Origin of the sequence: Nonomuraea ferruginea (assembly GCF_039540635.1) — a bacterium.
GTDB classification, from domain to species: Bacteria; Actinomycetota; Actinomycetes; order Streptosporangiales; family Streptosporangiaceae; genus Nonomuraea; species Nonomuraea ferruginea.
Genome location: NZ_BAABFD010000028.1, coordinates 46,735 through 71,386, shown reverse-complemented (window position 1 = coordinate 71,386; position 24,652 = coordinate 46,735). Strand labels below are relative to the sequence as shown.

Sequence of the window (24,652 nt, the reverse complement as noted above, 5' to 3'; positions counted from 1 at the left end):
CCCTTGATGGATCGTAACGGGAGGGGTGCCGGAGGCGGCAAGCGTTCAAGACGTCATCGAACGGCGGTCGCGGCGCGTTCCCTGGCGAACAGCCGCACCAGCTCGTGGAACCGGTAGTGCGGCCGGCTCGGCCCGCCCGGCGGGCGCAGCAACTGCGCGTGGGCGAGCTGCCGCAGCAGCTCGGCGTCGTTCCCGGGTCGCGCGTCCGTACGGTCGTCCTGCCGCACGCCGGGCAGGTCCGGGCCGAAGCCCGCCGGCTGTTCGACCAGCCCCAGCCGGTCGAACAGCCGCGCCGCCTCGGGCGGCAGCTCGCGGTACGACAGGGCGATGCTGTCCCGTACGCTCAGGCCGTCGCAGACCAGCTCGTCCAGCCGGTGGCGCTCGTCGGCGAGCAGCCCGACCAGGCCGGACAGCGGCCACCGCGGCTGCCGCGCCAGCTTCGCCGCCGCGATCCGCACCGCGAGCGGCAGCCCCCCGCACAGACCGGCCAGCCGCTCGGCCGCCTCCCGCTCGTCCGCCACACGCCTGCCCCCGGCCACCCGACCGAGCAACTCCACGCACTCCGGTACGGGAAGCACATCGACGGGCACATCGATGGGCACAGGGCCGGGCACGTCAACAGGTACGGCGGCGGGCACGGGCGTGTCGATGGGCGTATTGATCGGCACGGTCATGGCTGTTTCGCCCAGACGGCGGCGGGCGGTGATGATCACGCGGCAGCCGGGCGCGTCCACGAGCAGGGGCCGCACCTGCTCCGCCGATCCGGCGTCGTCCAGGACCACGAGCGCTCGCCGCCCGGCCAGCGCCTGCCGGAACGCCACGGCCTGTTCCGCCGGATCTGGCGGCACCCGCACGCCGAGCGCGCGCAGGAACCGTTCCAGCACGCTTCCCGGGCGCACCGGCTCCCCGCCCGCGTCATACCCCCGCAGGTCGGCGAAGAGCTGGCCGTCCGGGAACCGGCTGGCCATCTGATGAGCCCACCGCAACACCAGCGCCGTCTTCCCCACCCCCGCCATCCCGCTCACCACCGCCACCCGCGGCCCGTCCTGGGCGAGCAGCCGATCCAGCGCCCGCAACTCCGGCGCCCGCCCGACAAACCCCCGCACGGGCGGCGGCAACTGCGCAGGCCGCACCACCGCGACCTGCGGCAGATCACAAGCCGGCCATACCGCCCCCGTCGGATGGGCCAACAACCGGCCGTACGGCGACTCATCGCGCCACGCGGGCTCGGTGGGTTGTCTGTTGTGCGGTGGTTGCGCCGGCTTGGCCTGCGGCTGGTCGCGAGTCGGTCGTGCCGCTCCCGCGGGATGGGCCGGCAGCCGGTCGTACGGCACCCCCTCGCGCCACGCTGGCTCGGCCTGCGTGTCCGACTGTCTGTTGTGCGGAGGTTGCGTGGGCTGCGCAGGCTTGGCCTGCGGCTGGTCGTGCGGCGGCTGCTCGCGCCACGCCAGTTCGGTTCGCGTGGCGGGTGGTATGTAAGGCGGTTGCGCCTGCCGCGCTGGGGCGGGTCGCGGTAAGTGCGTCGGTGGGGCGGGGTGGCCGCGGAGGACCTTGTGCTGGGCCTGGCGCAGTCCGGGGCCGGGTTCCAGGCCCAGTTCCCGTAGCAGCAGGTCGCGGCCTCGGTGGTAGCAGGCGAGGGCGTCGGCCTGGCGGCCGGCGTGCGACAGGGCGAGCACCAGTTTCTCGCGCAGCCCCTCGTACAGGGGATGGTCGTCGACCAGCCCGGTCAGGTGCTCCACGACCTCGCGCGGCCGGCCGCACGCCAGCTCCAGCCCGGCCCATTCCTCGACCGCCGCCAGCCGGACCGCGTCCAGGCGGCGCGCCCACGCCGTGATCGCCGTGGTGTCGAGCCCGGCCAGCACGGGCCCGCGCCACCGGGCCAGCGCCTGTCCGAGCAGGTCGGCCGCCTGGTCAGGCTGCCCGGCCGCGGCGAGTTCGCGCCCTTCGGCGATCCGCTGCTCGGCTTCGTGCGCGTCGACCCGTACCCCTTCGGCGTCGAGCCGGTAGCCGTGCGGCTCGGTGACGATCACCCCAGGATCGCCTCCGGCCGCCTTGACGGCCTTGCGGAGAGCGGCGACGTGGATGGAGATCTGGGTGCGTACCGACGTGGGCCGGCGGTCCTCCCAGACCGTGCGCGCCAGCCGGTCCACCGGCACCGCCTGCCCGGTCTCCAGTAGCAGGGCGACAAGCAGCGCACGGCGCCGCGACCCGCCGAGCCGGACAGGGTGCCCGGCGACGCCGGCCTCCAGCGGTCCGAGGACGAGAAACTCCAGCTGAGCCATGATCGAGATCGGTCTTGCAGGCGACGACGGCAGGGCACACCCGCTCGCCGAACCGAAACCCCCGATCGATCGTAGAGGAACCTCGTTATCGATCCGCTAAACGCCCGGAGATCAGGCGGGGCAGGACGTCCCGCCGCCGAGGTACTTCAGGTGGTTCCCGCTCACGAAGGGGCCCTGGCCGTCGGCGCCGCCGCTGCTCTTCAACCTGCGCCAGACCGTGGAACCGGGCTTGCGGTAGCCGTTGTAGCCGAAGACGTACACGGTGCCCTTGGTCAGCTTGCCCTCGGACTCGTACTTCGTGCCCGCCCAGGAACGCTTGTTGACGGCCTTCTCGGCCCGGTACCGGCACCAGACCGTCGGCTTCGGATGCGTGCAGCTGTGGCTGGTGAGGATCTGCCGCCCGCCGCTGCCGAGCGAGCGGTTCTTGCCGTTGAAGTAGGGCTTGACCAGCTGCCAGGTCCCGTTCACCTTCTGCTGCTGCTCGTAGTGGAGGTGGGGTTTGCCGGTTCCGACGCTGCCGATGCGGCCGATGACGGTGGACCGGGTGACCTTGGAGCCGTTCTTGACGCGGTTCTTCATGTGCGCGTACATGGTGCGCCAGGTGCTGTTGTGCTCGACGTACATCGTGTTGGTCGTGCTGCCGGACAGATACCGCACCGTCCCGCCGACCGCGGGGCGCACCTCCCAGCCGTCGGCGCTGTAACCGCCCGAGTAGGGGTTGTCGGTGTTCGGATACATGTCGAGCGCCTTGTCCACGTAACCGGCGTGGGATCCGGCGGAGTCCGTGAAGACCTTGGTGCCGCACGCGAACGGGAGCTGGAAGAACGGCCGCGAGGCGAGCGCCTCGGTGGCGGCGTGGGCCGGAGCCGGAAGGCCCGTCATGGCGACGAGCGCGGCGACGGACACGGCTGTGCGACGCAAGAGGAGTCCTCCTCCATCAGAGGTGATAGGTGCCCCGGAGACGTTAGGGAGGCGGGTTATCGATTCCCTTAGCGCCGTTTCCCTTAGGGATTCGATAACCCGGCTCACTAAGGTGCCTGGAAACTTTCACCGGGACGAGAGGGGTGCGCCTTGCCATGTCATGCCAGCCTGAGGATCCTCGCCGCCGGTCTGCTGGCCGCGACCTGCTTCGCCGGTCCGGCGTCGGCCGAGGCCGCGGCCCGGCCGGTGCGCGTGCTCCAGTTCAACCTGTGCAACAGCGGGCACGCCCCCTGCTGGGGCGAGAAGCCGGGCCCCGACGGCACCCGGGCCGCCAGGACGATGAGCAAGGTCGTGTCGGTGTTCAAGTCGCTGAACCCGCGACCGTCCGTCGTCGTGATGAACGAGGTGTGCTCCTCCGACCTCGCCTCCATGAAGATCCGGCTCGGCCTCGACGGCGACTCGTTCTTCACCGTGTACAAGAACTCCGCCAAGTACACGTGCGGTGGTTCCAGGAACGGCGGCGGCTCCTACGGTTCGGCGATCCTGACCGAGGCGCCGCTGCGCAGGCCGTACAGCGCGTACCGGCTGGAGAAGCGGTTCACCAAGCAGGACGGCAGCAGCGAGCGGCGGGTGATGGGCTGCCGGAAGGAGCCCGCCTTCACCGTCTGCACGGGCCACCTGTCGGTCAGCACGGTGGCGGTCGCCGAGGCGCAGTGCCGCGAGCTGATGAGCGGCGGCAGGAAACTGGCGGGCAGGGGCCCGCTGATCGTCTCCGGTGATCTGAACCTGCGCTGGAACAGGCCGGCCGAGCAGGCGGCGCTGAAGCGCTGCCTGGGCAGCGGCTACACGCGCAAGAGCGACGGCAACCGCCAGCACGTGATCGCCCGTGACAGCGGCCACGGCTTCGTCAGGACCGGGACGATCAGCATGGGGTCGTACAGCGACCACGACGCGTTCTGGGCGGACCTCTCGTGAGCCGTCAGAGGCCGAGGGCGTCGCCGCCGGGCAGGCGGGCGCACAGCGCGGTGGGGACGTCGGGGTCGATGGGGACGACGGCGGAGACGCCCGTCACGTCGAGCAGCCGCCGCAGCACCCCCCGCACGCCCGCCATCCGCAGCCAGCCGCCCGCCTGCCTGGCCCTCTCCACGTAGTCGAGGAAGGTGCGCAGGCCCATCGAGTCGCAGAAGGTCAGCTCGGCGGTGTCGACGACGAGATGGATCCGCCCCCCGGACAGGCTGGCGCCGAGCGCCTCGTCCAGCTGGGGGCACCGGGTGGTGTCCAGCTCGCCGATCAGGCTGATGACCGCCGTGTCACCGAAGTATTCACTGGTGATGGCGAACGGTGCATGCATCCAGCGGCCTCCATGGTGTATGGGGCGACATTACACCGGTCAAGGCCGGTCGACAGGTCCGATTGCCGCCGGTGCCGGGACCCCGGCAGGCGCGAAAGTGTGGTCCGTGACCAAGCACACCCGTATCGAACCGTCGATCCTCTACTTCGGCACCCCTGTCGTGCTGATCTCCACCGTGAACGAGGACGGCACGCCCAATCTGGCCCCGATGTCGTCGGCGTTCTGGCTCGGCTGGCGGGGCGTGCTGGGGCTGGGCAGGCGGTCCAAGACCGCGCGCAACATGACGCGGACCCGCGAGTGCGTGCTGAACCTGCCCTCGGACGAGCTCGCCCCCGCCGTCGACCGGCTCGCCCTGACCACCGGCGCCGACCCGGTGCCGCCGGGGAAGCGCGAGCGGGGCTACCGGTACGTGCCCGCCAAGTTCGAGCGGGCGGGGCTGACGCCGGTGGCGAGCGAGACCGTGGCGCCGCCCCGGGTGGCCGAGTGCCCGGTGAGCATGGAAGCGGTGGTGGTCGTCGAGCACCCGGTGGGCGACGGCGGGATCGTCACCTTCGAGGTGCGGGTGCAGCGCGTGTGGGTGCACGACGAGATCCGCAAGGACGGCGCCGACGACCACGTCGACCCGGACCGGTGGCGGCCCCTGATCATGAGCTTCCAGAAGCTGTACGGGCTCGGGCCGCAGGTGCACGACTCGACGCTGGCCCGCATCCCGGAGCACGCCTACCGGGGGCCGGACATCGAGAGGGCCCGCGCCGTGTGAGCTGCACCGGTCAGACGCCCCGGCGCAGGGTCCGGTTGCCCAGGAACAGGCCGAGCGCGGCCACCGCCACCGCCGTCGCGGCCCCGTACAGGACCGGCAGGCCGAGCACCTGGCCGGAGAAGAGCGCGCGCTCGGCGTCGACGATGTAGGTGATCGGGTTGAGCCCGCCGGCCACCCGCAGCCAGTCCGGACCGGAGTCGAGCGGCAGCAGCACCCCCGACAGCAGCAGCATCGGGAACAGCAGCACCTGCGTGACCGTGTAGAACAGGGTGCCGTCGGGCGCCGACTTGACGGCCAGGACGAACGAGAGCGCGCCCAGCCCCACCCCGAACACGATCAGCAGCGCCAGCCCGGCGACCACCCCCGCCAGGTGCGGCTCGAACCCGAGCGGCAGCGCCAGCACGATGATCAGGACGGCCTGGGCGAACAGCACGGCCATCTCCTTCATCGTCCTGCCGACCAGCATCGCGGTCCGGTCGAGCGGCGTCACCATCATCCGCTCCATCGAGCCGCCGACCAGCTCCATCAGCACGTGGTAGCCGGCCGCCATCGGCCCGGTCAGGCACATCATCACCAGGATGCCCGGCACGAACCACTGCCAGGACGCCCCGACGGCGCCGTCCAGCAGGGCCCCGAACAGGAACAGGAAGAGCAGCGGCTGCCCCATCTCGAACATCAGCCCCACCGGCTCCCGCCACGCGGGCGTGAACTCGCGGCGGAACACGGTCACGGTGTCACGCAGGAAGGTCGTCATCGCTGAGGCTTCTCCCGGTCAGGGTGAGGAACACGTCGTCGAGGGTCGGGCGGACGGTCTCGGCGGTGGCGACCTTGACGCCCGCCGCCTCCAGCGTGCGCAGGTGCTCGGGCAGGGCGGCGGTCGCGGAGGCCGCGCGCAGCCGCACGGTGACGCCCTCGGCGGCGCCGCCGAGGAGCGCGGCGGCCCGCCCGGCGTCCTGGGCGGTGTGCGTGGTGAGCGTGACGCGGTCGCCGGCCAGGTCGTTCTTGAGCTGCTCGGCCGTGCCGTCGGCGATGATCCGGCCGTCGTCGATGATGATCACCCGCTCGGCCATGCTGTCGGCCTCTTCGAGGTAGTGGGTGGTGAGGAAGAGCGTGGTCCCGTACGTCTCGCGCAGGCGCAGGATGTGTGACCAGATCTCGGCGCGGCTCTTGGGGTCGAGCCCGGTCGAGGGCTCGTCCAGGAACAGCAGGCCGGGACGGTGGACGAGGCCGAGGGCGATGTCGAGGCGGCGGCGCTGGCCGCCGGAGAGCGTGCCGGGCTTGCGCGCGGCGAGCGGCCCCAGGTCGAGCAGTTCCAGCATCTCGCCGGCCCGGCGGCGGGCCTCGGCGCTGGTCAGGCCGTAGCAGCGGCCCTGGGTGACGAGCTCGTCGCCGACGCGGAAGTTCTCTCCGGCGCTGTTCCGCTGGCCGACGTAGCCGATCCTGGCGCGCACCCCGGCGGGGTCGCGCGCCACGTCGCGGCCGGCGACGGTGGCGGTGCCGGACGTCGGCGGCAGCAGCGTGGTGAGCATCCGCAGCGTGGTGGACTTGCCCGCGCCGTTCGGGCCGAGGAACGCGACGAGCTGTCCGGCCTCGACGTCCAGGTCGATGCCGCGTACGGCCTCGACGGTCTGTTTCTTCTTCAGGGAGAACACGCGGGTCAGACCCCGGGTGTGGATCATGGTGCCTTCCTCCGGGCATGGCGAAGAAACCCCTGGTGGTGGGGGGTGTCGGATGGGAGCGGCTCAAGTGTCAGCCCGGGAAAGCGGTCCTGGCAAACGTGAACATCACGTTCATATACGGCTCTGACCTGCGGAAACGCCACGTGGTTCGGATGGCGATGACGGATAACTTTTCGGCCTCTGAAGTGCGATTTCTCCGTACATGTAAAGATTTTTTGCGACTATCACCCACGTGAAGCGTCTGGTGCTCATCGCGGTGGTGGCGGCAGTCGGTCTGGGCGCGCAGAGCGCCCAGGCGGCGGACGGGGTCGCGGGGGTGGACGTCAGCAACTGGACCGGCGAGGTCGACTGGTCGGCGGCGGCGTCGGGCGGCGCCAAGTTCGCCTTCGTGCACGCCACCGAGGGCGGCGACTACGTCAACCCGCGCTTCACCGCGCAGTTCGACGGCGCGGCGGCGGCCGGGCTGGTCCGCGGCGCCTACCACTTCGCGCAGCCGCACGAGTCGGGCGGGGCCGCGCAGGCCGAGCACTTCGTGCGCAACGGCGGCAACTGGCTCACCGACGGGCGGACGCTGCCCGGCGTGCTCGACCTCGAAGACAACCCGTACCAGGACAGGAACGGCAAGAACGCCTGCTACGGCCTGTCGGCCAAGGACATGGTCGCATGGATCAAGGACTTCACCAGGACCTACCGGGCCAGGACCGGGCGTCAGGCGATCGTCTACACCACCACGAGCTGGTGGCGGACCTGCACGGGCGACAGCACCGCGGCCAAGTCCAGCCCGCTGTGGATCGCCCGGTGGGGCGCCGACCCGGGCGAGCTGCCCAAGGCATGGCAGAAGCACACGTTCTGGCAGTCGGCCGACAAGGGCCCGCTGCCCGGCGGGCAGAACGCGTTCAACGGCTCCGAGTCCGAGCTGGCCGCGATGGCCAACCCGCCGGCCGAGGTGACCGTCTCCGGCAAGACGGTCAGCCGCACGACCTACCGGCTGACCGTGGCCAACACCGGGCCGCATCCGGTCACGGACGTCAAGGTCTCCGGGCGGACGTTCGGCGGGCAGCGGGTGGTCAAGGCGCCCACCGGCTGCACGTTCAGCGGCACCGCGATCCGCTGCTCGATCGACGAGCTCAGGCGCGGCCAGAAGAGGACCTTCGCCTTCACCACCAAGCCCCGCAAGAAGAAGGGCACGGTCGGCATCCGGTTCACTGTCGGAACCGTGGCGGTCAAGCTAAGCGCCAGATAGCCCCATAAGGCAGGATTGAACCGGCATCACGAGGGAGGCACGGGTGTCGGGGAGGCGCGGAGCTCTGCTCGCCATGGCGCTCGTCCTGCTCGTCGTCACCGCCTCCGCCCCGATCAAGCACTACGTCTTACCCCGGATCGTCGCGATCGCGTACGAGATCGAGCGCCACGGCATCGTCTACTCCTGGGGCGGCGGCCACGCCGAACGCCCCGGCCCCTCCACGGGCACCTGCGCCGGCTACACGGGCAGGATCAAGCCCTGCCCCGCCACCCGGACGCGGGGGCTGGACTGCTCCGGGCTCACGCGCTGGGTGTACGCGCTCGCGCACGGCGCGGACGTGCTCGGGCCGGGCAACACCGACGACCACGTACGGCGGATGCGCCAGGTCCGGTCGCCGGTGCCGGGTGACCTCGTCTTCTTCGGCGAACGCAGGAAGAAACGGCTCAGGACCCGGCACGTCGGCATCTATCTGGGCCTCGGGCGGATGATGAACGCCCCCGAGACCGGCGCGATCGTCCGGGTGGACGACATCGCGAAGGTGCCCGGATTCCTCGGGTTCTACCGCTACTGATCCCGTTACGCCTGTCGTCTCGGGGGAAATTGAGAGACCCGAAGGCTAATGTGTGCCGCTATGGACAGGCGATGGGTCGGGAGCGACGGGTACGAGATCGTGCTCGGCATGCGGGCCGGGCGTCAGGTGCTGAGGGTGCGCCGCAACGGCCGGCTCGTCGCCGAGTGCGCGTCGGTCTCCGAGGTCGCGCGCCACGTCGATCTGGCCGATCTCTGCGAGGTCATCGCGCTGCCCGAGCGACCCCGGAAAACCGGGCGGGAGACGGCCCGAACGAGTTCGCATCATCGTTGAGTGCCGTGTATGGTTACACCTGTCCGCAGCGCCGGACAGGCCCCTATAGCTCAGTCGGCAGAGCGTCTCCATGGTAAGGAGAAGGTCAACGGTTCGATTCCGTTTGGGGGCTCCACCCGCGACAGACCCCACCACGGTGGGGTTTTTGCTTTGTGTCGCCGGGGGTGCTTTTGGCATACTTGCATCACCCCGCCTGACCAGGCGAGTGACGTAGACGCTCGCGGGGTCGGGTATCCTCTACGGGGCCGGGTCGTTTCCGGCTTCAAAGGCGGAGTAGCTCAGTCAGGCAGAGCAAACGGCTCATAATCGTTGTGTCGCCGGTTCAAGTCCGGCCTCCGCTACTGCCCTCACCCAGGTCACCCGGCCTGGGTCCGGGCATGTCCATGTCCCGAACGTAGAAAGGCACTCCCAAGTGGCTGCCACCGACGTTAGGCCGAAGATCACGCTGGCCTGCCAGGAGTGCAAGCACCGCAACTACATCACGCGGAAGAACCGGCGCAACGACCCGGATCGGCTTGAGCTGAAGAAGTACTGCCCCAACTGCCGCTGCCACCGCGCGCACCGCGAGACCCGCTAGTTCTCGTCAGGGGCGGTCACTCCCGGCCTCCATAGAGCGCACAACCGGCGTCCCCTCCGGGCGCCGGTTTGTCATGTCCGGGGGGCGGCAAAAAGCAGGCCATCGGCAGCGACAGCCGAACCTTGTTCTGTTACCTTCTGCTCAACAGCGCGTCCGGTGAGACATGCGAGGGAGCATCGATGGCCTTGAACCGTGACTTCGTGGGGCGCAGTTACCCATCCAGCACTCCATACGAAGTCAGCCGGGTGAAGATCCGAGAGTTCGCGGCGGCGATCGGCGACGACAACCCGATCTACCACGACAGGGACGCCGCCAGGGCCGCCGGCCACCCCGACGTGGTGGCCCCGCCCACCTTCCCGATCGTCTTCAGCCTGCGGGGCGGCGGCGAGGCGCTCGCCGACCCCGACCTGGGGCTCAACTTCGCCATGGTCGTCCACGGTGAGCAGCGTTTCGAGTATCTCCGCCCGGTCTACGCGGGCGACGAGCTGGTCACCACCGCCACCATCACCGACATCCGCACCGCCGGGCGCAACGAGCTGCTGACGGTCAGGAGCGACGTCACGACGGTCTCCGGCGAGCCGGTCTGCACCACGTACAACACGATCGTCGAGCGCGGAGGGGCGGCCTGACATGACGGCGACGGTGAAGTACGACGAGGTCGAGGTGGGCCAGGAGATCCCGCCGGTCGACTACCGCGTGCGCCGGGTCAACCTGGTCATGTACGCGGGAGCGTCCGGCGACTTCAACCAGATCCACTGGAACGAGCGGTTCGCCAAGATGGTGGGCCTGCCCGACGTCATCGCGCACGGCATGTACACGATGGCGCAGGCGGGCCGGTTCGTCACCGACTGGGCCGGCGACCCGGGCGCGGTCGTAGACTTCGGGGTGCGGTTCTCGTCGATGGTGGTCGTGCCCGACGACGACGAGGGCGCGACGATCACGGTGAGCGGCGTCGTGGAGGAGAAGCTCGACGACGGCAAGGTCGTGGTGGCACTGACCGCCCGATCGGGGGACGCCCGGGTGCTGTCCAAGGCGAGGGCCGTGGTGCGGCTCGCCTAGGCGGCCGATTCTCGGGTACGCGTGACGGTCATGAGTGAGAAAGCATGGCCAACTGTGGAGTCGATCCCGGTCTCGGCCGTCACGGACGACCGGCCGCCCGCCCACCTGAGGCCCGCCAGGACCGACGAGATCGCCGGCGCGAGCGGCACCGGCCGCGACACCGCCGGCGGCGCCGCCGTGCCCACCCCCGCACGCGCCACGGGCGTGGGCACGGCCGGCACCAAGGGCCGCCGCCGCGAAGGCGCCCGCGGCAACCCCGCGGCCGAGTTCGGCTTCTCCGGCGATCCAGGCCAGCACGGCGACCCGGGCGACGACATGCTGCACGCGCAGCGGGTGTGGGACGGCACGCTGGCCACCAACCGGATGGACGACCTGGGCGTCAACGCCGAGCGGCAGCGGGTGGAGACCAAGGACGTGACCGCCTCGGTCGGCCTCCTGGTGGACGGCTGGCCGGGTGACGTGCGCGCCTGCGTGGAGTCGGTGCTGGCGTACACCGGCTGCACGGTGCTGGCGCTCGACCTGGGCAACGTGGAAGGCGCCGGCGACGTGCTGGACGTGCTGGCCGGGCGCGAGCCTGACCGGGTGCGGGTGTGGCACGTCGCCGAGACGCCGCACTGGCTCGGCGGCACCGCGACCTGGGGCGCGGCCAGGGCCAAGCTGCTCCAGCTGGACACCGCCGAGGTGCACGTGTTCATGGACACCTCGGTGGTCCTGGTGGGCGACGCCCTCACGCCGCTGATCGCCGCCGTGCAGGAAGGCGCGGTGGCCGCCGGGTGGAAGGGCCGCAAGCCGCCGGGCGCCGAGAGGCCGGACAGCGGAGCCGAGTGGCTGGAGGCCGGGCCGGGCAAGGTGCCCGCGCTGACCGGTGACCTGATGGCGGTGCGCCGCTCGGCCGCCGTAGCGGCCCTGCCCGAACAGGCCCGCTACGGAGCCGACGCCGACCTGGAGCTGTCTCTGCGCCTGCGCGGCGAGCTGGTGGTGCCCCGCACGCGCCTTCCCGTACGGCAGGAGCGCGTGCACGCCGTGGCCGACGACTACCGGCTGGAGGAGTCACACCGTAACCACGGCCGGGTGCTCAGGATGCTGGAACCCTCCTAAGCTAGACCCCTATGGAGATGCTCGCGCCGTACACCACGCTGGGGTTGGGCGGTCCCGCCCTCGACTTCGTCCAAGCCGACACGGCCGAGCGACTGGTCTCCCTGGTGGCCGAGGCCGACCGCGCCGCGCGGCCGACGCTGGTCCTCGGCGGCGGCAGCAACCTCGTGGTGTCCGACGCGGGCTTCGACGGGCTCGTCGTCCGGGTGGAGACCAAGGGCGTGCGGGTGTCCCGCGACGGCGAGCAGGTGCTCGTGACGGTCGAGGCGGGCGAAGACTGGGACCCGCTGGTGGCCCGCACGGTCGCGGAGGGCTGGTCCGGCGTCGAGTGCATGGCCGGCATCCCTGGCCTGGTGGGCTCCACCCCGATCCAGAACGTCGGCGCCTACGGCCAGGAGATCGCGCAGACCGTCCGGTGCGTGCGCGCCTACGACCGCCGCACCCAGCAGGTCGAGGATCTGGAGGCCCGCCAGTGCGGGTTCGCCTACCGCACCAGCATGTTCAAGCGCGACCTGTCGCGCTACGTCGTGCTGTCGGTGACGTACGCGCTGGAGCTCACCGACATGTCCGGGCCGGTCGCCTACCAGGAGCTGGCCACCCGGCTGGGCGTCGAGCCCGGCGCCCGCGTGCCGCTGGCCCGCGCCCGCGAGGCGGTGCTGGAGCTGCGCCGCGGCAAGGGCATGGTGCTCGACCCCGGCGACCCCGACACCCGCAGCGCCGGTTCGTTCTTCACCAACCCGGTCCTGACCGCGGAGCAGGCGGCGGAGCTGGCCGCCCGCGCGCCCGGCCACCCGGGCTGGGAGCTGCCCGGCGGCCTGGTCAAGGTGCCGGCGGCGTGGCTGATCGAGCAGGCGGGCTTCCCCAAGGGCTACGCCCGCGGCCCGGTGCGCATCTCCACCAAGCACACGCTCGCGCTGACCAACCCGGACGGCGCCGGCACCACCGGCGACCTGCTGGCCCTGGCCAGGGAGGTGCGCGACGGGGTGCGCGAGAAGTTCGGCGTCACGCTGGTCAACGAGCCGGTGCTGGTCGGCTGCGAGATTTGACCCGGGGAATGCCCGCGCGCGGGCCGCTGTTAAGGTAAGTCGAAACACCGAAGGGGAGTAGTCCCAATCGCGTAGATCGACATACTGGCGCGCGCGTGCGCGCGCCCGGTCGCGCGGGCCTCACGGGCGGACGAGACCTTCGGCCTGGCAGTCGTGTACGAAACGCTGCCGGGCCGAAGCCGTGCCCGAAAATCTCCCCGGGTGCGATGCCCACGGTCCGGCCGCACGAGAGAGGGACCGTGGAAGCTTTCTGGATCAGCCTGGGCGCGATCTTCCTCGCCGAGCTCGGCGACAAGAGCCAGCTCATGGCCATGACGTTCGCCACCCGCTACAAGGCATGGGTGGTGCTGACCGGCATCACGGTCGCCACCACCGTCGTCCACCTGGGCAGCGTGGCCATCGGCGGGCTCATCGGCGACGCGCTGCCCACCACCGCCATCTCGATCGTGGCGGGCCTGGCCTTCATCGGCTTCGCCGCCTGGACGCTGCGCGGCGACGAGCTGACCGAGGAGGAGTCGCGCAAGGCCCAGCGGGCCACCCGCAGCGCGCTGATCGCGGTGACGGTGGCGTTCTTCCTCAGCGAGCTGGGCGACAAGACGATGCTCGCCACGATCACGCTGGCCACCCAGTACGGCTGGGTCGGCACCTGGATCGGCTCCACGGTCGGCATGGTGGCCGCCGACGCGCTGGCCATCGTGGTGGGCCGCATGCTGGGCAGGAACCTTCCGGAGAAGGCCGTCCGCTACGGCGCCGCCGCCGCCTTCGCGATCTTCGGTGTCGTGATGCTCGTCGACGCCTTCCTCTAACGTGACCTCATCGCGCCGAGCGTCCGGCGGCCGGCCCTGATGTCGGAGATCAGCACGTACGCGACGAGCAGCAGGCCGAGGCAGAGCGCCTCGGCCGCCCACCAGGGGATCTCGGCGAGCAGCAGGTAGCCGTCGCTGTCGCTGCGCGTGCGCAGCGCCCAGGTGACCACGGCCACCACTCCGGTGACCAGCAGCCAGGTGCGCAGGCGCGGCAGGTCGCCCCGCCGCCACAGCCGGATCCGCCACTCCAGGTAGACCACGAGCACGCCGAGCAGGGCGCAGAACCCGATCAGCCACCACGGCAGGGCGAACGTGGCCCGCTCGGCGATCGCCGCCCGCGTGGCGCGCAGCTCGGCCTCGGCCCGGCGCTGCGCGGCCACGGCGGCGTCGCGCTGCTCCTTCAACTCGGCGACCACCTGCTGGCGGGGCTGCGGGGTGGTGTCCGACGGAAGCATCCTGGCCACCACGGTCAGCATGATCGCGATGAACGCCAGCACCAGCACGATGGCCATGAACAGGTCGATGAACCGCAGGTCGAGCGGCGGCGCGAAGGACCGGGCGGGCCGCCTCCTCACTGCTCCCTCACCAGCGTGTAGCGCTGCGGGCGGCCGCCGGACTCGGCCAGCGTCTCCACGGCGGTGCGCAGCGCGTCCAGGCCCTTGATCAGCTCTTCCGTCCTGCCCCTGGACTGGGCCAGCTCCTGGGCCAGCCCGTTCAGCGCGGGGGCGGTCCGCTTGGCGGGCAGGCGAGCCAGGTGGAGCAGGAACAACTCGTCGGCGGCGGCCACGTTCGCCCGCTCGGCCCGCTCGGCGAGCGCCATCGCGCCGAACGCGAGCACGCTCAGGAACAACGCGATCAGGGTGACGCCGAACGCGGACGCCAGCTCGGGCAGCACGTGCTGCTTGAGCGCGGCCATCAGGGCGGCGGCGTCGCCCTGGCGGTCGAGCGCGTCGCCGAACGCGGTGACCATGGCGGCCATGGTCAGCGCGGTGCCGATGAACCCGAACACCGGCAGCGCCCAGATCAGCGCGTGGTCGAGGTGGTGCTTGTTGGCCATCTCGCTCTCGTCCAGCGCGGAGCGGGCGCCGAGCACCGCCTCGGCGTCGTTCCCCGCCTCGGCGGCCTCCCTGAACAGCTTGAGCCGCCGCGCCACGAGGGTGTCGTCGCCCGGATGGACCGCCTGCACGGAGGCGACCGCGCGGGCGGTCGCGGCGCTCTCCCGGCGGATGTCCGGCACGACCCTGGCGATGCGGAGCACGGTGGTCAGGAACACCGCGATGATGAGCGTGACCACCAGCTCCGCCGCCGCCGGGACCGTGGTGGCGCCCACCGACTCCAGCAGCGCGCCGACGAGTCCCGCGACGTGACACAGCATCGCGACCATCGTGCCCATCACGGGCGCGAACGCCGGGTGACACCAGCCGAACCTTGACAAGCCTCGCTCCACTTCACCTCGTGATCAAGTCAGATGACTACCCAACCACATACGAAGCTGACTAACGGTAACGAGGTGGCTACAACTACCGTGAAAGCAGAGAAAGTCGGTGCGCGGCGGCGGCCGCCTCGCCCCGGGTGGTGACGCAGAGCTTCGCCAGGATGTTGGAGACGTGCACGCTGACCGTCTTGGCGGAGATGAACAGCTCCTTGGCGATGTCCCTGTTCGTCCGGCCCAGCGCCACCAGGCGGAGCACCTCCAGCTCGCGCGGGGTGAGCAGCTCCGACGGCTCCTGCGGGCGCTGGGCGCCGCCGACGCGGCGCGAGAGCGCCTCGATCTCGGCCACGAGCGGGGCCGCGCCCAGCGCGGTGGCCCGGGGGAGCGCGGTCGCCAGCCGGGCCGCGGCACCGTCCCTGTCACCCGCCCGCGCCGCCACGGTGGCCGCCCGCAGCAGGGCCCTGGCCTGGTTGTGCGGCCGGTTGAGCCGTTCCCACGCGGCGGCCGCGGCGTCGAAGTCGCCCGAGTACGTCAGCCGGTAGGCCTCGGCGACCGGGCTCGTCACCGACAGGTGCGCGGCCACGTCGGCGGCCTGCTCGCGCACCGCGCGGACCCGTTCGGGCTCGACGTCCTCGGCCGCGTCGCAGACGGTGCGCAGGAGGGCGAGCAGCCGCCAGCCGAGCATGGCCTTGCTGGACTGCGCGGGCCTTGCCAGCATCCGCTCGGCCACCGCCAGCGCCTGGCCGGGCTCGCCTCGCAGCATGTGCCAGCCGATGTGCAGCCGGGCGCTGTTGGTGATGTCCTGGACGAAGTCCTCCGGGCGCTCCTTGAGCACGCCGATCTCCGACAGGATGTTCTCCACCAGCTCCACCTCGCCCCGCGCGAGCGCGATGTCGGCGCGCACCCGCAGGAGGTGGTGACGGGTGCGCAGGGACGGCCCGAAGCTGAGCGCCCGCTCGACCGTCTCGACGGCCTCGTCCCAGCGGCCGATGTTCTCCAGCGCCTCGGCCTTGTTGTTGAGCACGAACAGGCCGCTGGCGCGCAGCCTGCCGAACCTCTTGGCCTCCCGCCAGCCCTCGTCGGAGAGCCTCAGCGCCTCTTCCCAGCGGCCGGTGTCGGGCAGCGAGTCGATCATGTTGCCGATCGCCCGGGTGATGACGCGGCCGGAGTTCTCCTGCCTGCCGAGGTCGAGCGCCCGCTGGTTGGTGGCGATCGTGGCCTCGATGTTCCCCGCGATCGAGTGGCCGAGCGCCAGGTTGAGCAGCAGGTCGGCCTCCAGGCACCGGTCGCCCAGCTCCCGGGCCAGCCGCAGCCCTTCCTCCACGTACATCTCGCCCTCGGCGGCCTCGCCGCGCAGCATGAGGTGCTGGCTCATCCGTACCAGCACCTCGGCCCTGGCCTCGCCCGGCTCCGGCACCAGCTTGAGCGCGTGGCGCAGGTCGTCCACCACGCCCATCTGGCCCTTGGCGATCTTCAGGTTGCTCCAGCGGACGATGAGCCCGGCCACGCGGTGCGGCTCGCGGGCCTCGTCCAGCTCCGACAGCGCTGCCTTGACGAACTTGACGGCCCGGTCCACCTCGCCGCCCGCCTGCGCGGCGGCGGCCGCCTTCTCCAGCACGGCGGTGTGGTCGGCGCCGATCCGCTCCGCCGCGCCGGGCACCCGGTCCCAGAGCATGAGCACGCGTTCGAGCAGCGGCACCGCCTCGGTGTAGGCGAAGGCCTTGAACGACTTCCTGGCGGCGTTCCAGGCGGCCGTCAGCGCGTGCACGTCGTCGCGCGCCCCGTACCAGTGGTGGGCCAGCTCGACGTGGGCGCGGCCGGGCGGGACCAGCCGGTGGTTCTTGGAGATCTCCTCGGCGTAGCGGGCGTGCAGACGCTGGTGCTCGCCGGGCAGCAGTTCCTCGTGCACGGCCTCGCGGATCAGCGAGTGGCGGAAGACGTAGGCGCGGTTGTCGGAGATCTGCAGCACGTTGCCGGCGATGGCGGGCCGCAGCGCGGCCTCCAGTTCCAGCTCGGACAGGCCGCTCACGGCCGACAGCAGGGCGTGGCCGACGCGCGTACCGCCGGCGGCGGCGACGCGGAGCACCCGCTGGGTCTCCTCGGGCAGCCGCTCGACCGCGTTGAGTATCAGGTCCTGCATCGACTCGGGGAACGCGAGGTCCTCGCCGCTCTCCAGCATGGCCTCGACGAACAGCGGGATGCCCTCGCTGCGCTCGTAGACCTTCTCCACGTCGGTGTAGTCGGGGGCGCTGCCGAGGATGCCGGCCATCTGCTGGGCGACCTCCTCGCGCGACAGCCGGGGCAGGTCGAGCCTGAGCACGCCGTTGACCCGGCCCAGCTCGGCCAGCACGGGCCGGAGCGGATGCTGGCGGTGCAGGTCGTCGGAGCGGTACGTCATGACCAGCAGCACCTGCGGGACCCGCAGGTTGCGGCTGAGGAAGGCGATCAGGTCGCGGCTGGACCGGTCGGCCCAGTGGATGTCCTCGACGATCAGGACGGTGGGGGTGTCGTCGGCGAGTCGTTCCAGCAGCGTGAGGATCTGCTCGAACAGTCTGGCCCGGCCGGTCTCGGTCTCGCCGTCGCCGCTCGGCTCGCCGAACTCGGGGAGCAGCCGCGCCAGGTCGCGTTCGGCGCCGTCGGGAAGCAGGGCGGCGATCCCGCCGGTGCCGTGCTCCCGGACGAGCTGCCTGAGCACGGCGGTGAAGGGCGCGTACGCCAGGCCCTCGGTGGACAGCTCCACGCAGCCGCCGCCCAGCACCCGCGCGCCGTCGCGGGCCACCTGCTCGGCGAAGCACTGGACGAGCCTGGTCTTGCCGACCCCGGCCTCGCCGCCGAGCAGCACCGCTGTGGCGTTGCCCGCTCCGGCCTCGGCGAAGGCGTCGGCCAGGGCGGTCAGCTGCTCCTGCCGCCCGACGAAAACAGGGCTCACCGAGCGTCCAAGCATGTCATCCAGCATGTCACGCCATATCCGATGCAATCGACGCAATTAAGGGGGTTGAGAGGCCCGGCCGCGAGGGAGGGTGCGGCCGGGCTCTCGTGCGATGGTCATGACGAACGGCGCTTGCCGAAGACCGAGCGGCGCTCGGCCTTGTTCCCCTTCGTCGCCTCGCGCACCCGGCGGTGGCGGGCCGCGGCCTCGTGCAGCTCGTTCGCGTGGCTCTTCATCAGCTGGTACTCGATCTCGGGACTCATCACTCGTACTCCTTGAAGGCGCTTCTTCTCGACACCTTCAAGATTCGTCCTAAGGCCCGCCCCCGCACATCGGGTGGATGCCTTATCTCCGGCCGCCCGCGTATACCTAGGGCACGCCTCAACTCCGGTTTGGACGTAGGGACACCGGTCGGCGATGCTGTGAGGGTGTCAATTGTGACGACCTCGCTCGCGGACGTCGCCTCTTCCGGGGCCACCCTGCGAGCATTCCTGCACGGCCTGCCCGGCGTCGACCGGGTCGGCGCTGACCAGCGGGCGGCGATGCTCGGCACCCGTTCCATCAAGACCACGGCCAAGGCCCAGGCCATCGACCTGGCGATCTCCATGGTGGACCTCACCACCCTCGAAGGCGCCGACACCCCGGGCAAGGTGCGCGCGCTCTGCGCCAAGGCTCGACACCCCGGCGAGGGGGCGCCCCGGGTGGCCGCCGTCTGCGTCTACCCCGACCTGGTGCACGTCGCCGCCGGGGCGCTGGCCGGCTCGGGGGTGAAGGTGGCCTCGGTGGCCACCGCGTTCCCCAGCGGCCGCTCCTCGCTGGAGGTGAAGGTGAGCGAGACGAAGCTCGCCGTCGCCGCCGGCGCCGACGAGATCGACATGGTGATCGACCGCGGCGCGTTCCTCGCCGGCGACCACCTGAAGGTGTACGAGGAGATCGCCGCGGTGAAGGCCGCCTGCGGCGACGCCCACCTGAAGGTGATCCTGGAGACGGGCGAGCTGGCGACCTACGACAACGTACGCCGCGCCTCCTGGCTCGCGATGCTGGCCGGGGGCGACTTCATCAAGACGTCCACCGGCAAGGTGTCCCCTGCGGCGACGCTCCCCGTCACGCTGATCATGCTGGAGGCGGTGCGCGACTTCCGCGACGCCACCGGGCGGCAGGTCGGCGTCAAGCCCGCCGGCGGCATCCGCACCACCAAGGACGCGATCAAGAACCTCGTCCTGGTCAACGAGACCGCCGGCGACGACTGGCTGAGCCCCGACTGGTTCCGCCTGGGCGCGTCATCCCTGCTGAACGACCTGCTGATGCAGCGTCAGAAGCTCGCCACCGGCCGCTACGCGGGCCCCGACTACTTCACTCTGGACTGATGGCGATGTCGATGTTCGAGTACGCCCCCGCGCCCGAGTCACGCGACGTCGTCGACATCAAGCCGTCCTACGGCCTGTTCATCGGCGGCGAGTTCACCGACGGCTCCGGGCCGTCGTTCAAGACCGTCAACCCCGCCACCGAGGAGACGCTCGCCGAGGTCGCCACCGCGTCCTCCGACGACGTCGACCGCGCCGTCCAGGCCGCGCGCAAGGCGTTCGACGCCTGGAGCGGGCTGCCCGGCAGCGAGCGGGCCAAGTATCTGTTCAGGATCGCCCGCATCATCCAGGAGCGTGCCAGGGAGCTGGCCGTGCTGGAGTCGCTCGACAACGGCAAGCCGATCCGCGAGTCGCGCGACGTCGACGTTCCGCTGGTCGCCGCCCACTTCTTCTACTACGCGGGGTGGGCCGACAAGCTCTCCCACGCCGGGTTCGGGCCCGACCCGCGGCCGCTGGGCGTGGCCGGCCAGGTCATCCCGTGGAACTTCCCGCTGCTCATGCTCGCCTGGAAGATCGCGCCCGCGCTGGCGTGCGGCAACACGGTGGTGCTCAAGCCCGCCGAGACCACGCCGCTGACCGCGCTGCTGATCGCGGAGATCTGCCAGCAGGCCGAGCTGCCGCCGGGCGTGGTCAACATCGTCACCGGCGCGGGCGAGACCGGCGCGGCCGTGGTCGCGCACCCCGACGTGAACAAGGTGGCCTTCACCGGCTCCACCGACGTCGGCCGCCTCATCGCCCGCACGGTCGCAGGCTCCGGCAAGAAGCTCACGCTGGAGCTGGGCGGCAAGGCCGCCAACATCGTGTTCGAGGACGCCGCGCTCGACCAGGCGGTCGAGGGCATCGTCAACGGCATCTTCTTCAACCAGGGCCACGTGTGCTGCGCGGGCTCGCGGCTGCTGGTGCAGGAGTCGATCCAGGAGGAGCTGCTGGCGGCGCTCAAACGCAGGCTGGCCACGCTGCGGCTGGGCGATCCGCTCGACAAGAACACCGACATCGGCGCGATCAACTCGGCCGAGCAGCTCGCCAAGATCCGGCAGCTCTCGGAGGCCGGCGAGTCGGAGGGCGCCGAGCGCTGGTCGCCCGCCTGCGAGCTGCCCGGGCGCGGCTACTGGTTCCCGCCCACCCTGTTCACCGGGGTGGCGCAGTCCCACCGGATCGCCCGGGAGGAGATCTTCGGCCCGGTGCTGTCGATCCTCACCTTCCGCACCCCCGCCGAGGCCGTCGAGAAGGCCAACAACACCCCGTACGGCCTGTCGGCGGGCATCTGGACGGAGAAGGGCTCGCGCATCCTCTGGATGGCCGACAAGCTCAGGGCCGGCGTGGTGTGGGCCAACACGTTCAACCGGTTCGACCCGGCCTCGCCGTTCGGCGGCTACAAGGAGTCGGGGTACGGACGCGAGGGCGGGCTCCGCGGTCTGGAGGCCTACCTTGACGTGTGACCACCGCCGCGGCCGTCGGCGCCGGACGCGCGCCCAGGCCACCCGCGGCCACGCCTTCGCCCGCTCCGGCCGTCCCGTCCGCACCGGCTGGTACGCCCACCGCTGCGGCGTGAGCCGGTGCGGCCAGGTGTTCGTGCCGGTCGAGACAGCCCAGGAGATCACGTGGAGGGGACGCGGCGATGAGTAGGCTGGCCGTCAGGAAGACCTACAAGCTGTTCATCGGCGGGGCGTTCCCGCGCTCGGAGAGTGGGAGGTCCTATCCCGTGACCTCGCCGAAGGGTGACTTCCTCGCCAACGCGTCCAGGGCCTCGCGCAAGGACGCGCGCGACGCGGTGTCGGCCGCCCGCAAGGCGTTCCCCGGCTGGTCCGGCGCGACCGCCTACAACCGCGGCCAGATCCTCTACCGGATCGCCGAGATGCTGGAGGGCCGTCGCGCCCAGTTCGCCGACGAGCTCGGCCTGGGCAAGAAGGCCGCGCTGGAGTCGGTGGACGCGGCGATCGACCGGCTGGTCTGGTACGCGGGCTGGTCCGACAAGATCACGTCCGTGCACGGCACCGCCAACCCGGTGGCGGGTCCGTACTTCAACCTGTCCACGCCCGAGCCCACCGGGGTGGTCGCCGTGGTGGCGCCCGCCGACCCGCTGCTCGGGCTGGTCTCGGTGGTGGCCCCGGTGATCGTCACCGGCAACACGTGCGTGGTGGTCGCCGCCGAGCGGACCCCGCTCCCGGCGATCACTCTGGCCGAGGTCCTGGCCACGTCCGACCTGCCGGGCGGGGTGGTCAACATCCTCACCGGTCACCAGGCGGAGCTGGCCCCCTGGCTGGCCGCGCACATGGACGTCAACGCCCTCGACCTGACCGGGGTGACCGACGCCGACCTGGCGCTGCGGTGCGAGCAGGACGCGGCCGAGAACCTCAAGCGGGTGCTCGGCCCGGCCGGCGACGACTGGTCCGGCGACCCTGGCCTGGGACGCATGACCGCGTTCCTGGAGACCAAGACGGTCTGGCACCCGATGGGGGTCTGAGAGGACTAGGGTCTGTGCCGTGCCGAGACGGATGACGATCTGGCTGGCGCTGGGCCTCCTGCTCGCGGGATGCGGCGGCGAACCCCGCCCCGTGTCCCGCACGCCGGTCCCGTCGGCCACCGTGCCCTCCACCCCCGCGGCTTCCACCTCCGCGGCCTCGACCCCCACCGCGCTCCCGAGCGTCAAGCCCCGGGCCGGCAAGCGGGGCCGGGACGCCGACGACGTCGACGACGACGGCCGCGCCGACCTGGTCGTCGAGGCCCGCACCCGCGACGGCCTGCCGTTCCGCACGGTCGTCCACGGCTCGCCGCGCGGTCTGGACCCGGGAAGGCAGACCGGCGCCACGTCCAAGACGTCCTGCTTCATGCGGCTCGACCAGGCCAACTGGGCGGCCGACTTCGACGGCGACGGCTTCGGCGACATCCTCGGCACCGCGCGGGAGGGCGAGGACCGGAGCCGCCCGTGCGTCCTGTGGGGGCCGCACGGCCTCGCGCCGGGGAAGGAGCCGGTTCGGTTGCGGGCGGAGACGGACGTCGTGGCCGACGCCGCCGTCGCCGGTGACTTCGACGGCGACGGCGCCGCCGACCTGGCGATGCCGAGCACGCCCGAGGGCAGCTTCTTCCACTCCGACCTGGTCGTCCTGTACGGTCCCTTCCGCCGTGACGGGACACCGGCCCGTCAGACCGTCCAGGCGTCGCCGTCCGGCGAGGAGTTCCGGCGGCTGACCGTCGACAGGATCGAGGGCCGGCGCGCGACAGGGCTGATCGTGCACGAGCCCGACGACGGCGAGCAGACCGCCTCCTGGCTGCTCCGCGCCGGGCCCGGCGGCCTGGACAAGGCGGGACACAAGCTCAACGACGGGTCGTCCGCCGCGTTCGGCGACTTCGACGGCGACGGCACCAGGGACGTCGCCGTGGGCGACAACGGGAGCCGCAACAACGAGCCCGGCTACGAGACCGAGCCGCCCTCCGTCCACCACACGGTGACCGTCTACTACGGGAACGGCCGCACCTGGAACTTCACCGGCACCGCGGGCACGATGGCCGCCGGTGACTTCGACGGCGACGCCCGCGACGACCTCGCCTTCGGCGGCGGCCACGAGTACGGCCCGCGTCAGCCGGTCCTGGTCTTCCGCGGTGCCCCCGACGGCCTGCGCCCCGGCGGCGCACTCGACGGCGTGAGCCCGGCCTGGCCGCGGACCGCGGGCGACTTCGACGGCGACGGGGACGACGAGCTCGTCCTCTCCCACGGTCAGGACAGCGTGAAGATCATCGTGACGGACGGGACGAAGGTCCTGTCCCGCTTCGGCGTGCCGCCCGGTGGCGGCCGCTCAGCTGGAGAAACCCGGCGGCCGGATCGGCGGGTGGGCGGTCTGTAGCTGGGCCGCCAGGCCGAGCAGGTGGGGTTCGCCGCCCGGCGGGGCGATGAGCTGCACGGCGATCGGCAGCCCGCTGGAGTGGGTGGCGACGGGCACCGCCATCGCGGGCCAGCCGCACATGTTCCACGCGCCGGTCGCGGACGCGTACCTGACGTTGACCAGGGCGTTGCGGACGAAGCCGCGCTCGCCCCACCGCTCGGCCTTCGGCGGGATCGCGGCCAGCGCGGGCGTGACGAGCACGTCGGCGTCGCCGAACCACTGGTCGGCGCCGTAGCCGCGCCACCGGTCGCGGCCCCGGTCGCCGTTCGCGCCCAGGCGGTTGAGCACCCGCCCGGCCCTGGCCAGGGCGCGGCTGCGGCGCTCCAGCGCGTGCGGGTCGTGCGGGGCGGCGGACTCGGCGGCCCTGGCCAGCCAGGCGGCCATCGTGGCGGTGGCGAGCCAGGCGGGGAACCGGTTCGTCCGCTCGACCACCGTGTGGCCGGCCTGCCGCAGCGTCTCCGCGGCCCCGCGCACCGCCGACCGGAACTCGCCGTCCATCGGCGCCCCCACCGGTAACGGCTGCGGCGCGTACGCCACCCGCAGGTCGAACGGCTCCGGCCCGTTCTTCGGCGGCGGCGGCTCCCACACCGCCTCGTCGTCCGCCCACACCGAGCGGAGCGGCGGCCGGCTCGGCTCGGTGCGCCGGCCGGACCGCCACGCCTCGGCCAGCGACGGGTCCCCGGCCAGCACGGACAGCATCAGCGCCAGGTCGGGGATGTTCGCGGCGATCGGCCCGTTCTCCGACAGTCCCCGCCAGTCGTCCGTCGGGGCCGGGACCAGGCCGGTGCCCGGCTTGAGCGCCGGCACGCCACAGCACGCCGCCGGGATGCGCAGCGAGCCCATGCCGTCGTTGCCGAGCGCGAGCGGCACCATGCCCGCCGCCACGGCCGCGGCGCTGCCGGACGACGACCCGCCCGCCGTGCGCGCGGTGTCCCACGGGTTGCGTACGGTGCCGTACACGCTGTCGCCGAACCCCACCAGCGTCAGCTCGGGTACGTTCGTCAGCCCGATCACCACCGCGCCCGCCGCCCGCAGCCGCGCGACCGTCTCGTGGTCGGCCGTCTTCGGCTCGGCGGACGTGGCCGCCGAGCCGGCCCGCATCGGCTCGCCGGCGACCTCCAGGTTGTCCTTGACCGCGACGGGGACCCCGGCCAGCGGGAGCTCCGACAGGTCGCGCCGGTCCTGGACGTCCTCCGCCTCCTTGATCGCGCGCTCGCGCACCGCGCGGAACGCGCCCACCCGCGGGTCGCGCTCGGCGATGGCGCGCAGATGATCCTCGGCCACCGCCGCGGCCGCTACCTTGCCCTGACGTACGGCCGCCGCGATCTCCGTGGCGGACCTGCCTGCCCACGACATGCATAGAGT

At 71.8% G+C, this 24,652-nt stretch carries 26 protein-coding genes and 2 tRNA genes; 18 read left to right on the top strand and 10 right to left on the bottom strand.

Translation table 11 applies throughout. From position 1 onward, the window contains the following. Positions 1 to 53: 53 nt before the first annotated feature. Both ABD999_RS39010 and ABD999_RS39005 read right to left on the bottom strand, forming a co-directional pair. Positions 54 to 2,282 carry an AfsR/SARP family transcriptional regulator gene (locus ABD999_RS39010; protein ID WP_345483155.1) on the bottom strand — a complete coding sequence of 743 codons (2,229 nt, stop codon included), beginning with the start codon at positions 2,280 to 2,282 and terminating at the stop codon, positions 54 to 56. Positions 2,283 to 2,393: 111 nt separating this feature from the next. Further along, positions 2,394 to 3,203 (bottom strand): M23 family metallopeptidase, encoded by an 810-nt coding sequence (locus ABD999_RS39005; RefSeq protein WP_271280090.1) that lies wholly within the window; start codon positions 3,201 to 3,203, stop codon positions 2,394 to 2,396. 150 nt (positions 3,204 to 3,353) lie between these two features. Here ABD999_RS39005 and ABD999_RS39000 point away from each other — a divergent pair, with 150 nt between their 5' ends. Further along, complete coding sequence (locus ABD999_RS39000; RefSeq protein WP_271280089.1) at positions 3,354 to 4,178, top strand: endonuclease/exonuclease/phosphatase family protein; 825 nt, start codon at positions 3,354 to 3,356, stop codon at positions 4,176 to 4,178. Between the two features lie 4 nt (positions 4,179 to 4,182). Here ABD999_RS39000 and ABD999_RS38995 read toward each other — a convergent pair whose 3' ends face one another. Beyond that, positions 4,183 to 4,554: an STAS domain-containing protein gene (locus ABD999_RS38995; protein ID WP_271280088.1), complete on the bottom strand. Its 372-nt coding sequence runs from the start codon at positions 4,552 to 4,554 to the stop codon at positions 4,183 to 4,185. Between the two features lie 106 nt (positions 4,555 to 4,660). On the opposite strand from ABD999_RS38995, the gene ABD999_RS38990 reads away from it, so the two are divergent. Further along, on the top strand, positions 4,661 to 5,314 hold the full coding sequence (locus ABD999_RS38990) for a flavin reductase family protein (RefSeq protein WP_261809052.1): 654 nt from the start codon (positions 4,661 to 4,663) through the stop codon (positions 5,312 to 5,314). A 10-nt stretch (positions 5,315 to 5,324) separates the two neighbouring features. Here ABD999_RS38990 and ABD999_RS38985 read toward each other — a convergent pair whose 3' ends face one another. Beyond that, the gene (locus ABD999_RS38985; RefSeq protein WP_271280087.1) at positions 5,325 to 6,068 is read right to left on the bottom strand and encodes an ABC transporter permease; all 744 of its coding nucleotides are present in this window, start codon (positions 6,066 to 6,068) and stop codon (positions 5,325 to 5,327) included. Beyond that, a complete protein-coding gene (locus ABD999_RS38980) occupies positions 6,049 to 6,993 on the bottom strand; it encodes an ATP-binding cassette domain-containing protein (RefSeq protein WP_271280086.1) in 945 nt (314 codons plus the stop codon). Before ABD999_RS38980 ends, ABD999_RS38985 begins: the two co-directional genes overlap by 20 nt. Positions 6,994 to 7,225: 232 nt before the next feature. On the opposite strand from ABD999_RS38980, the gene ABD999_RS38975 reads away from it, so the two are divergent. The 11 genes from ABD999_RS38975 (at position 7,226) to ABD999_RS38925 (ending at position 13,681) form a co-directional block, all read left to right on the top strand. After that, a complete protein-coding gene (locus tag ABD999_RS38975; protein WP_271280085.1) occupies positions 7,226 to 8,236 on the top strand; it encodes a GH25 family lysozyme in 1,011 nt (336 codons plus the stop codon). 43 nt (positions 8,237 to 8,279) lie between these two features. Next, on the top strand, positions 8,280 to 8,807 hold the full coding sequence (locus tag ABD999_RS38970; RefSeq protein WP_271280084.1) for a C40 family peptidase: 528 nt from the start codon (positions 8,280 to 8,282) through the stop codon (positions 8,805 to 8,807). Between the two features lie 60 nt (positions 8,808 to 8,867). Next, positions 8,868 to 9,098: a transposase gene (locus tag ABD999_RS38965; protein ID WP_148036545.1), complete on the top strand. Its 231-nt coding sequence runs from the start codon at positions 8,868 to 8,870 to the stop codon at positions 9,096 to 9,098. Positions 9,099 to 9,137: 39 nt separating this feature from the next. Beyond that, a tRNA-Thr gene (locus tag ABD999_RS38960) sits at positions 9,138 to 9,213 on the top strand. Positions 9,214 to 9,365: 152 nt separating this feature from the next. Continuing rightward, positions 9,366 to 9,439: transfer RNA gene (locus ABD999_RS38955), tRNA-Met, on the top strand. 71 nt (positions 9,440 to 9,510) lie between these two features. Further along, positions 9,511 to 9,675, top strand: a complete 165-nt coding sequence (gene rpmG / locus ABD999_RS38950; RefSeq protein ID WP_019632658.1) for a 50S ribosomal protein L33 — start codon at positions 9,511 to 9,513, stop codon at positions 9,673 to 9,675. Positions 9,676 to 9,854: 179 nt separating this feature from the next. Next, positions 9,855 to 10,304 carry a MaoC family dehydratase N-terminal domain-containing protein gene (locus tag ABD999_RS38945; protein WP_271280083.1) on the top strand — a complete coding sequence of 150 codons (450 nt, stop codon included), beginning with the start codon at positions 9,855 to 9,857 and terminating at the stop codon, positions 10,302 to 10,304. Between the two features lies 1 nt (position 10,305). After that, a complete protein-coding gene (locus ABD999_RS38940; protein WP_148036547.1) occupies positions 10,306 to 10,734 on the top strand; it encodes a MaoC family dehydratase in 429 nt (142 codons plus the stop codon). Between the two features lie 54 nt (positions 10,735 to 10,788). Further along, positions 10,789 to 11,832 carry a hypothetical protein gene (locus tag ABD999_RS38935; RefSeq protein ID WP_345483152.1) on the top strand — a complete coding sequence of 348 codons (1,044 nt, stop codon included), beginning with the start codon at positions 10,789 to 10,791 and terminating at the stop codon, positions 11,830 to 11,832. Between the two features lie 11 nt (positions 11,833 to 11,843). Then, positions 11,844 to 12,875 (top strand): UDP-N-acetylmuramate dehydrogenase, encoded by a 1,032-nt coding sequence (locus ABD999_RS38930; protein WP_271275138.1) that lies wholly within the window; start codon positions 11,844 to 11,846, stop codon positions 12,873 to 12,875. 239 nt (positions 12,876 to 13,114) lie between these two features. Continuing rightward, positions 13,115 to 13,681: a TMEM165/GDT1 family protein gene (locus tag ABD999_RS38925; RefSeq protein ID WP_271275139.1), complete on the top strand. Its 567-nt coding sequence runs from the start codon at positions 13,115 to 13,117 to the stop codon at positions 13,679 to 13,681. Here ABD999_RS38925 and ABD999_RS38920 read toward each other — a convergent pair. The 4 genes from ABD999_RS38920 to ABD999_RS38905 form a co-directional block, all read right to left on the bottom strand. Then, entirely contained in the window at positions 13,678 to 14,256 is a 579-nt protein-coding gene (locus tag ABD999_RS38920) for a hypothetical protein (protein WP_271275140.1), read from the bottom strand. The two genes, ABD999_RS38925 and ABD999_RS38920, sit on opposite strands and share 4 nt — an antisense overlap. Continuing rightward, positions 14,253 to 15,116 (bottom strand): hypothetical protein, encoded by an 864-nt coding sequence (locus ABD999_RS38915; protein ID WP_271275141.1) that lies wholly within the window; start codon positions 15,114 to 15,116, stop codon positions 14,253 to 14,255. Before ABD999_RS38915 ends, ABD999_RS38920 begins: the two co-directional genes overlap by 4 nt. Positions 15,117 to 15,201: 85 nt before the next feature. Next, a complete protein-coding gene (locus ABD999_RS38910) occupies positions 15,202 to 18,057 on the bottom strand; it encodes an ATP-binding protein (protein WP_271275142.1) in 2,856 nt (951 codons plus the stop codon). Positions 18,058 to 18,158: 101 nt separating this feature from the next. Then, complete coding sequence (locus tag ABD999_RS38905) at positions 18,159 to 18,305, bottom strand: hypothetical protein (protein ID WP_219546921.1); 147 nt, start codon at positions 18,303 to 18,305, stop codon at positions 18,159 to 18,161. A 174-nt stretch (positions 18,306 to 18,479) separates the two neighbouring features. Here ABD999_RS38905 and deoC point away from each other — a divergent pair, with 174 nt between their 5' ends. From deoC to ABD999_RS38880, 5 genes are read left to right on the top strand one after another with little or no spacing between them, the layout of a single operon-like run. After that, positions 18,480 to 19,409: a deoxyribose-phosphate aldolase gene (deoC, locus tag ABD999_RS38900; protein ID WP_148036554.1), complete on the top strand. Its 930-nt coding sequence runs from the start codon at positions 18,480 to 18,482 to the stop codon at positions 19,407 to 19,409. Then, positions 19,409 to 20,845, top strand: coding sequence for an aldehyde dehydrogenase family protein (locus ABD999_RS38895; protein ID WP_246640500.1), 1,437 nt, complete (start codon positions 19,409 to 19,411; stop codon positions 20,843 to 20,845). The genes deoC and ABD999_RS38895 overlap by 1 nt, the downstream gene beginning before the upstream one ends. Beyond that, on the top strand, positions 20,835 to 21,032 hold the full coding sequence (locus ABD999_RS38890) for a hypothetical protein (protein ID WP_148036555.1): 198 nt from the start codon (positions 20,835 to 20,837) through the stop codon (positions 21,030 to 21,032). The genes ABD999_RS38895 and ABD999_RS38890 overlap by 11 nt, the downstream gene beginning before the upstream one ends. Continuing rightward, entirely contained in the window at positions 21,025 to 21,870 is an 846-nt protein-coding gene (locus ABD999_RS38885) for an aldehyde dehydrogenase family protein (protein WP_148036556.1), read from the top strand. Before ABD999_RS38890 ends, ABD999_RS38885 begins: the two co-directional genes overlap by 8 nt. A gap of 19 nt (positions 21,871 to 21,889) precedes the next feature. Continuing rightward, positions 21,890 to 23,248 (top strand): FG-GAP repeat domain-containing protein, encoded by a 1,359-nt coding sequence (locus ABD999_RS38880; protein WP_271275143.1) that lies wholly within the window; start codon positions 21,890 to 21,892, stop codon positions 23,246 to 23,248. Here ABD999_RS38880 and ABD999_RS38875 read toward each other — a convergent pair. Beyond that, positions 23,201 to 24,643 (bottom strand): amidase, encoded by a 1,443-nt coding sequence (locus ABD999_RS38875; protein WP_271275144.1) that lies wholly within the window; start codon positions 24,641 to 24,643, stop codon positions 23,201 to 23,203. The genes ABD999_RS38880 and ABD999_RS38875 overlap by 48 nt on opposite strands. Between the last annotated feature and the right edge of the window lie 9 nt (positions 24,644 to 24,652).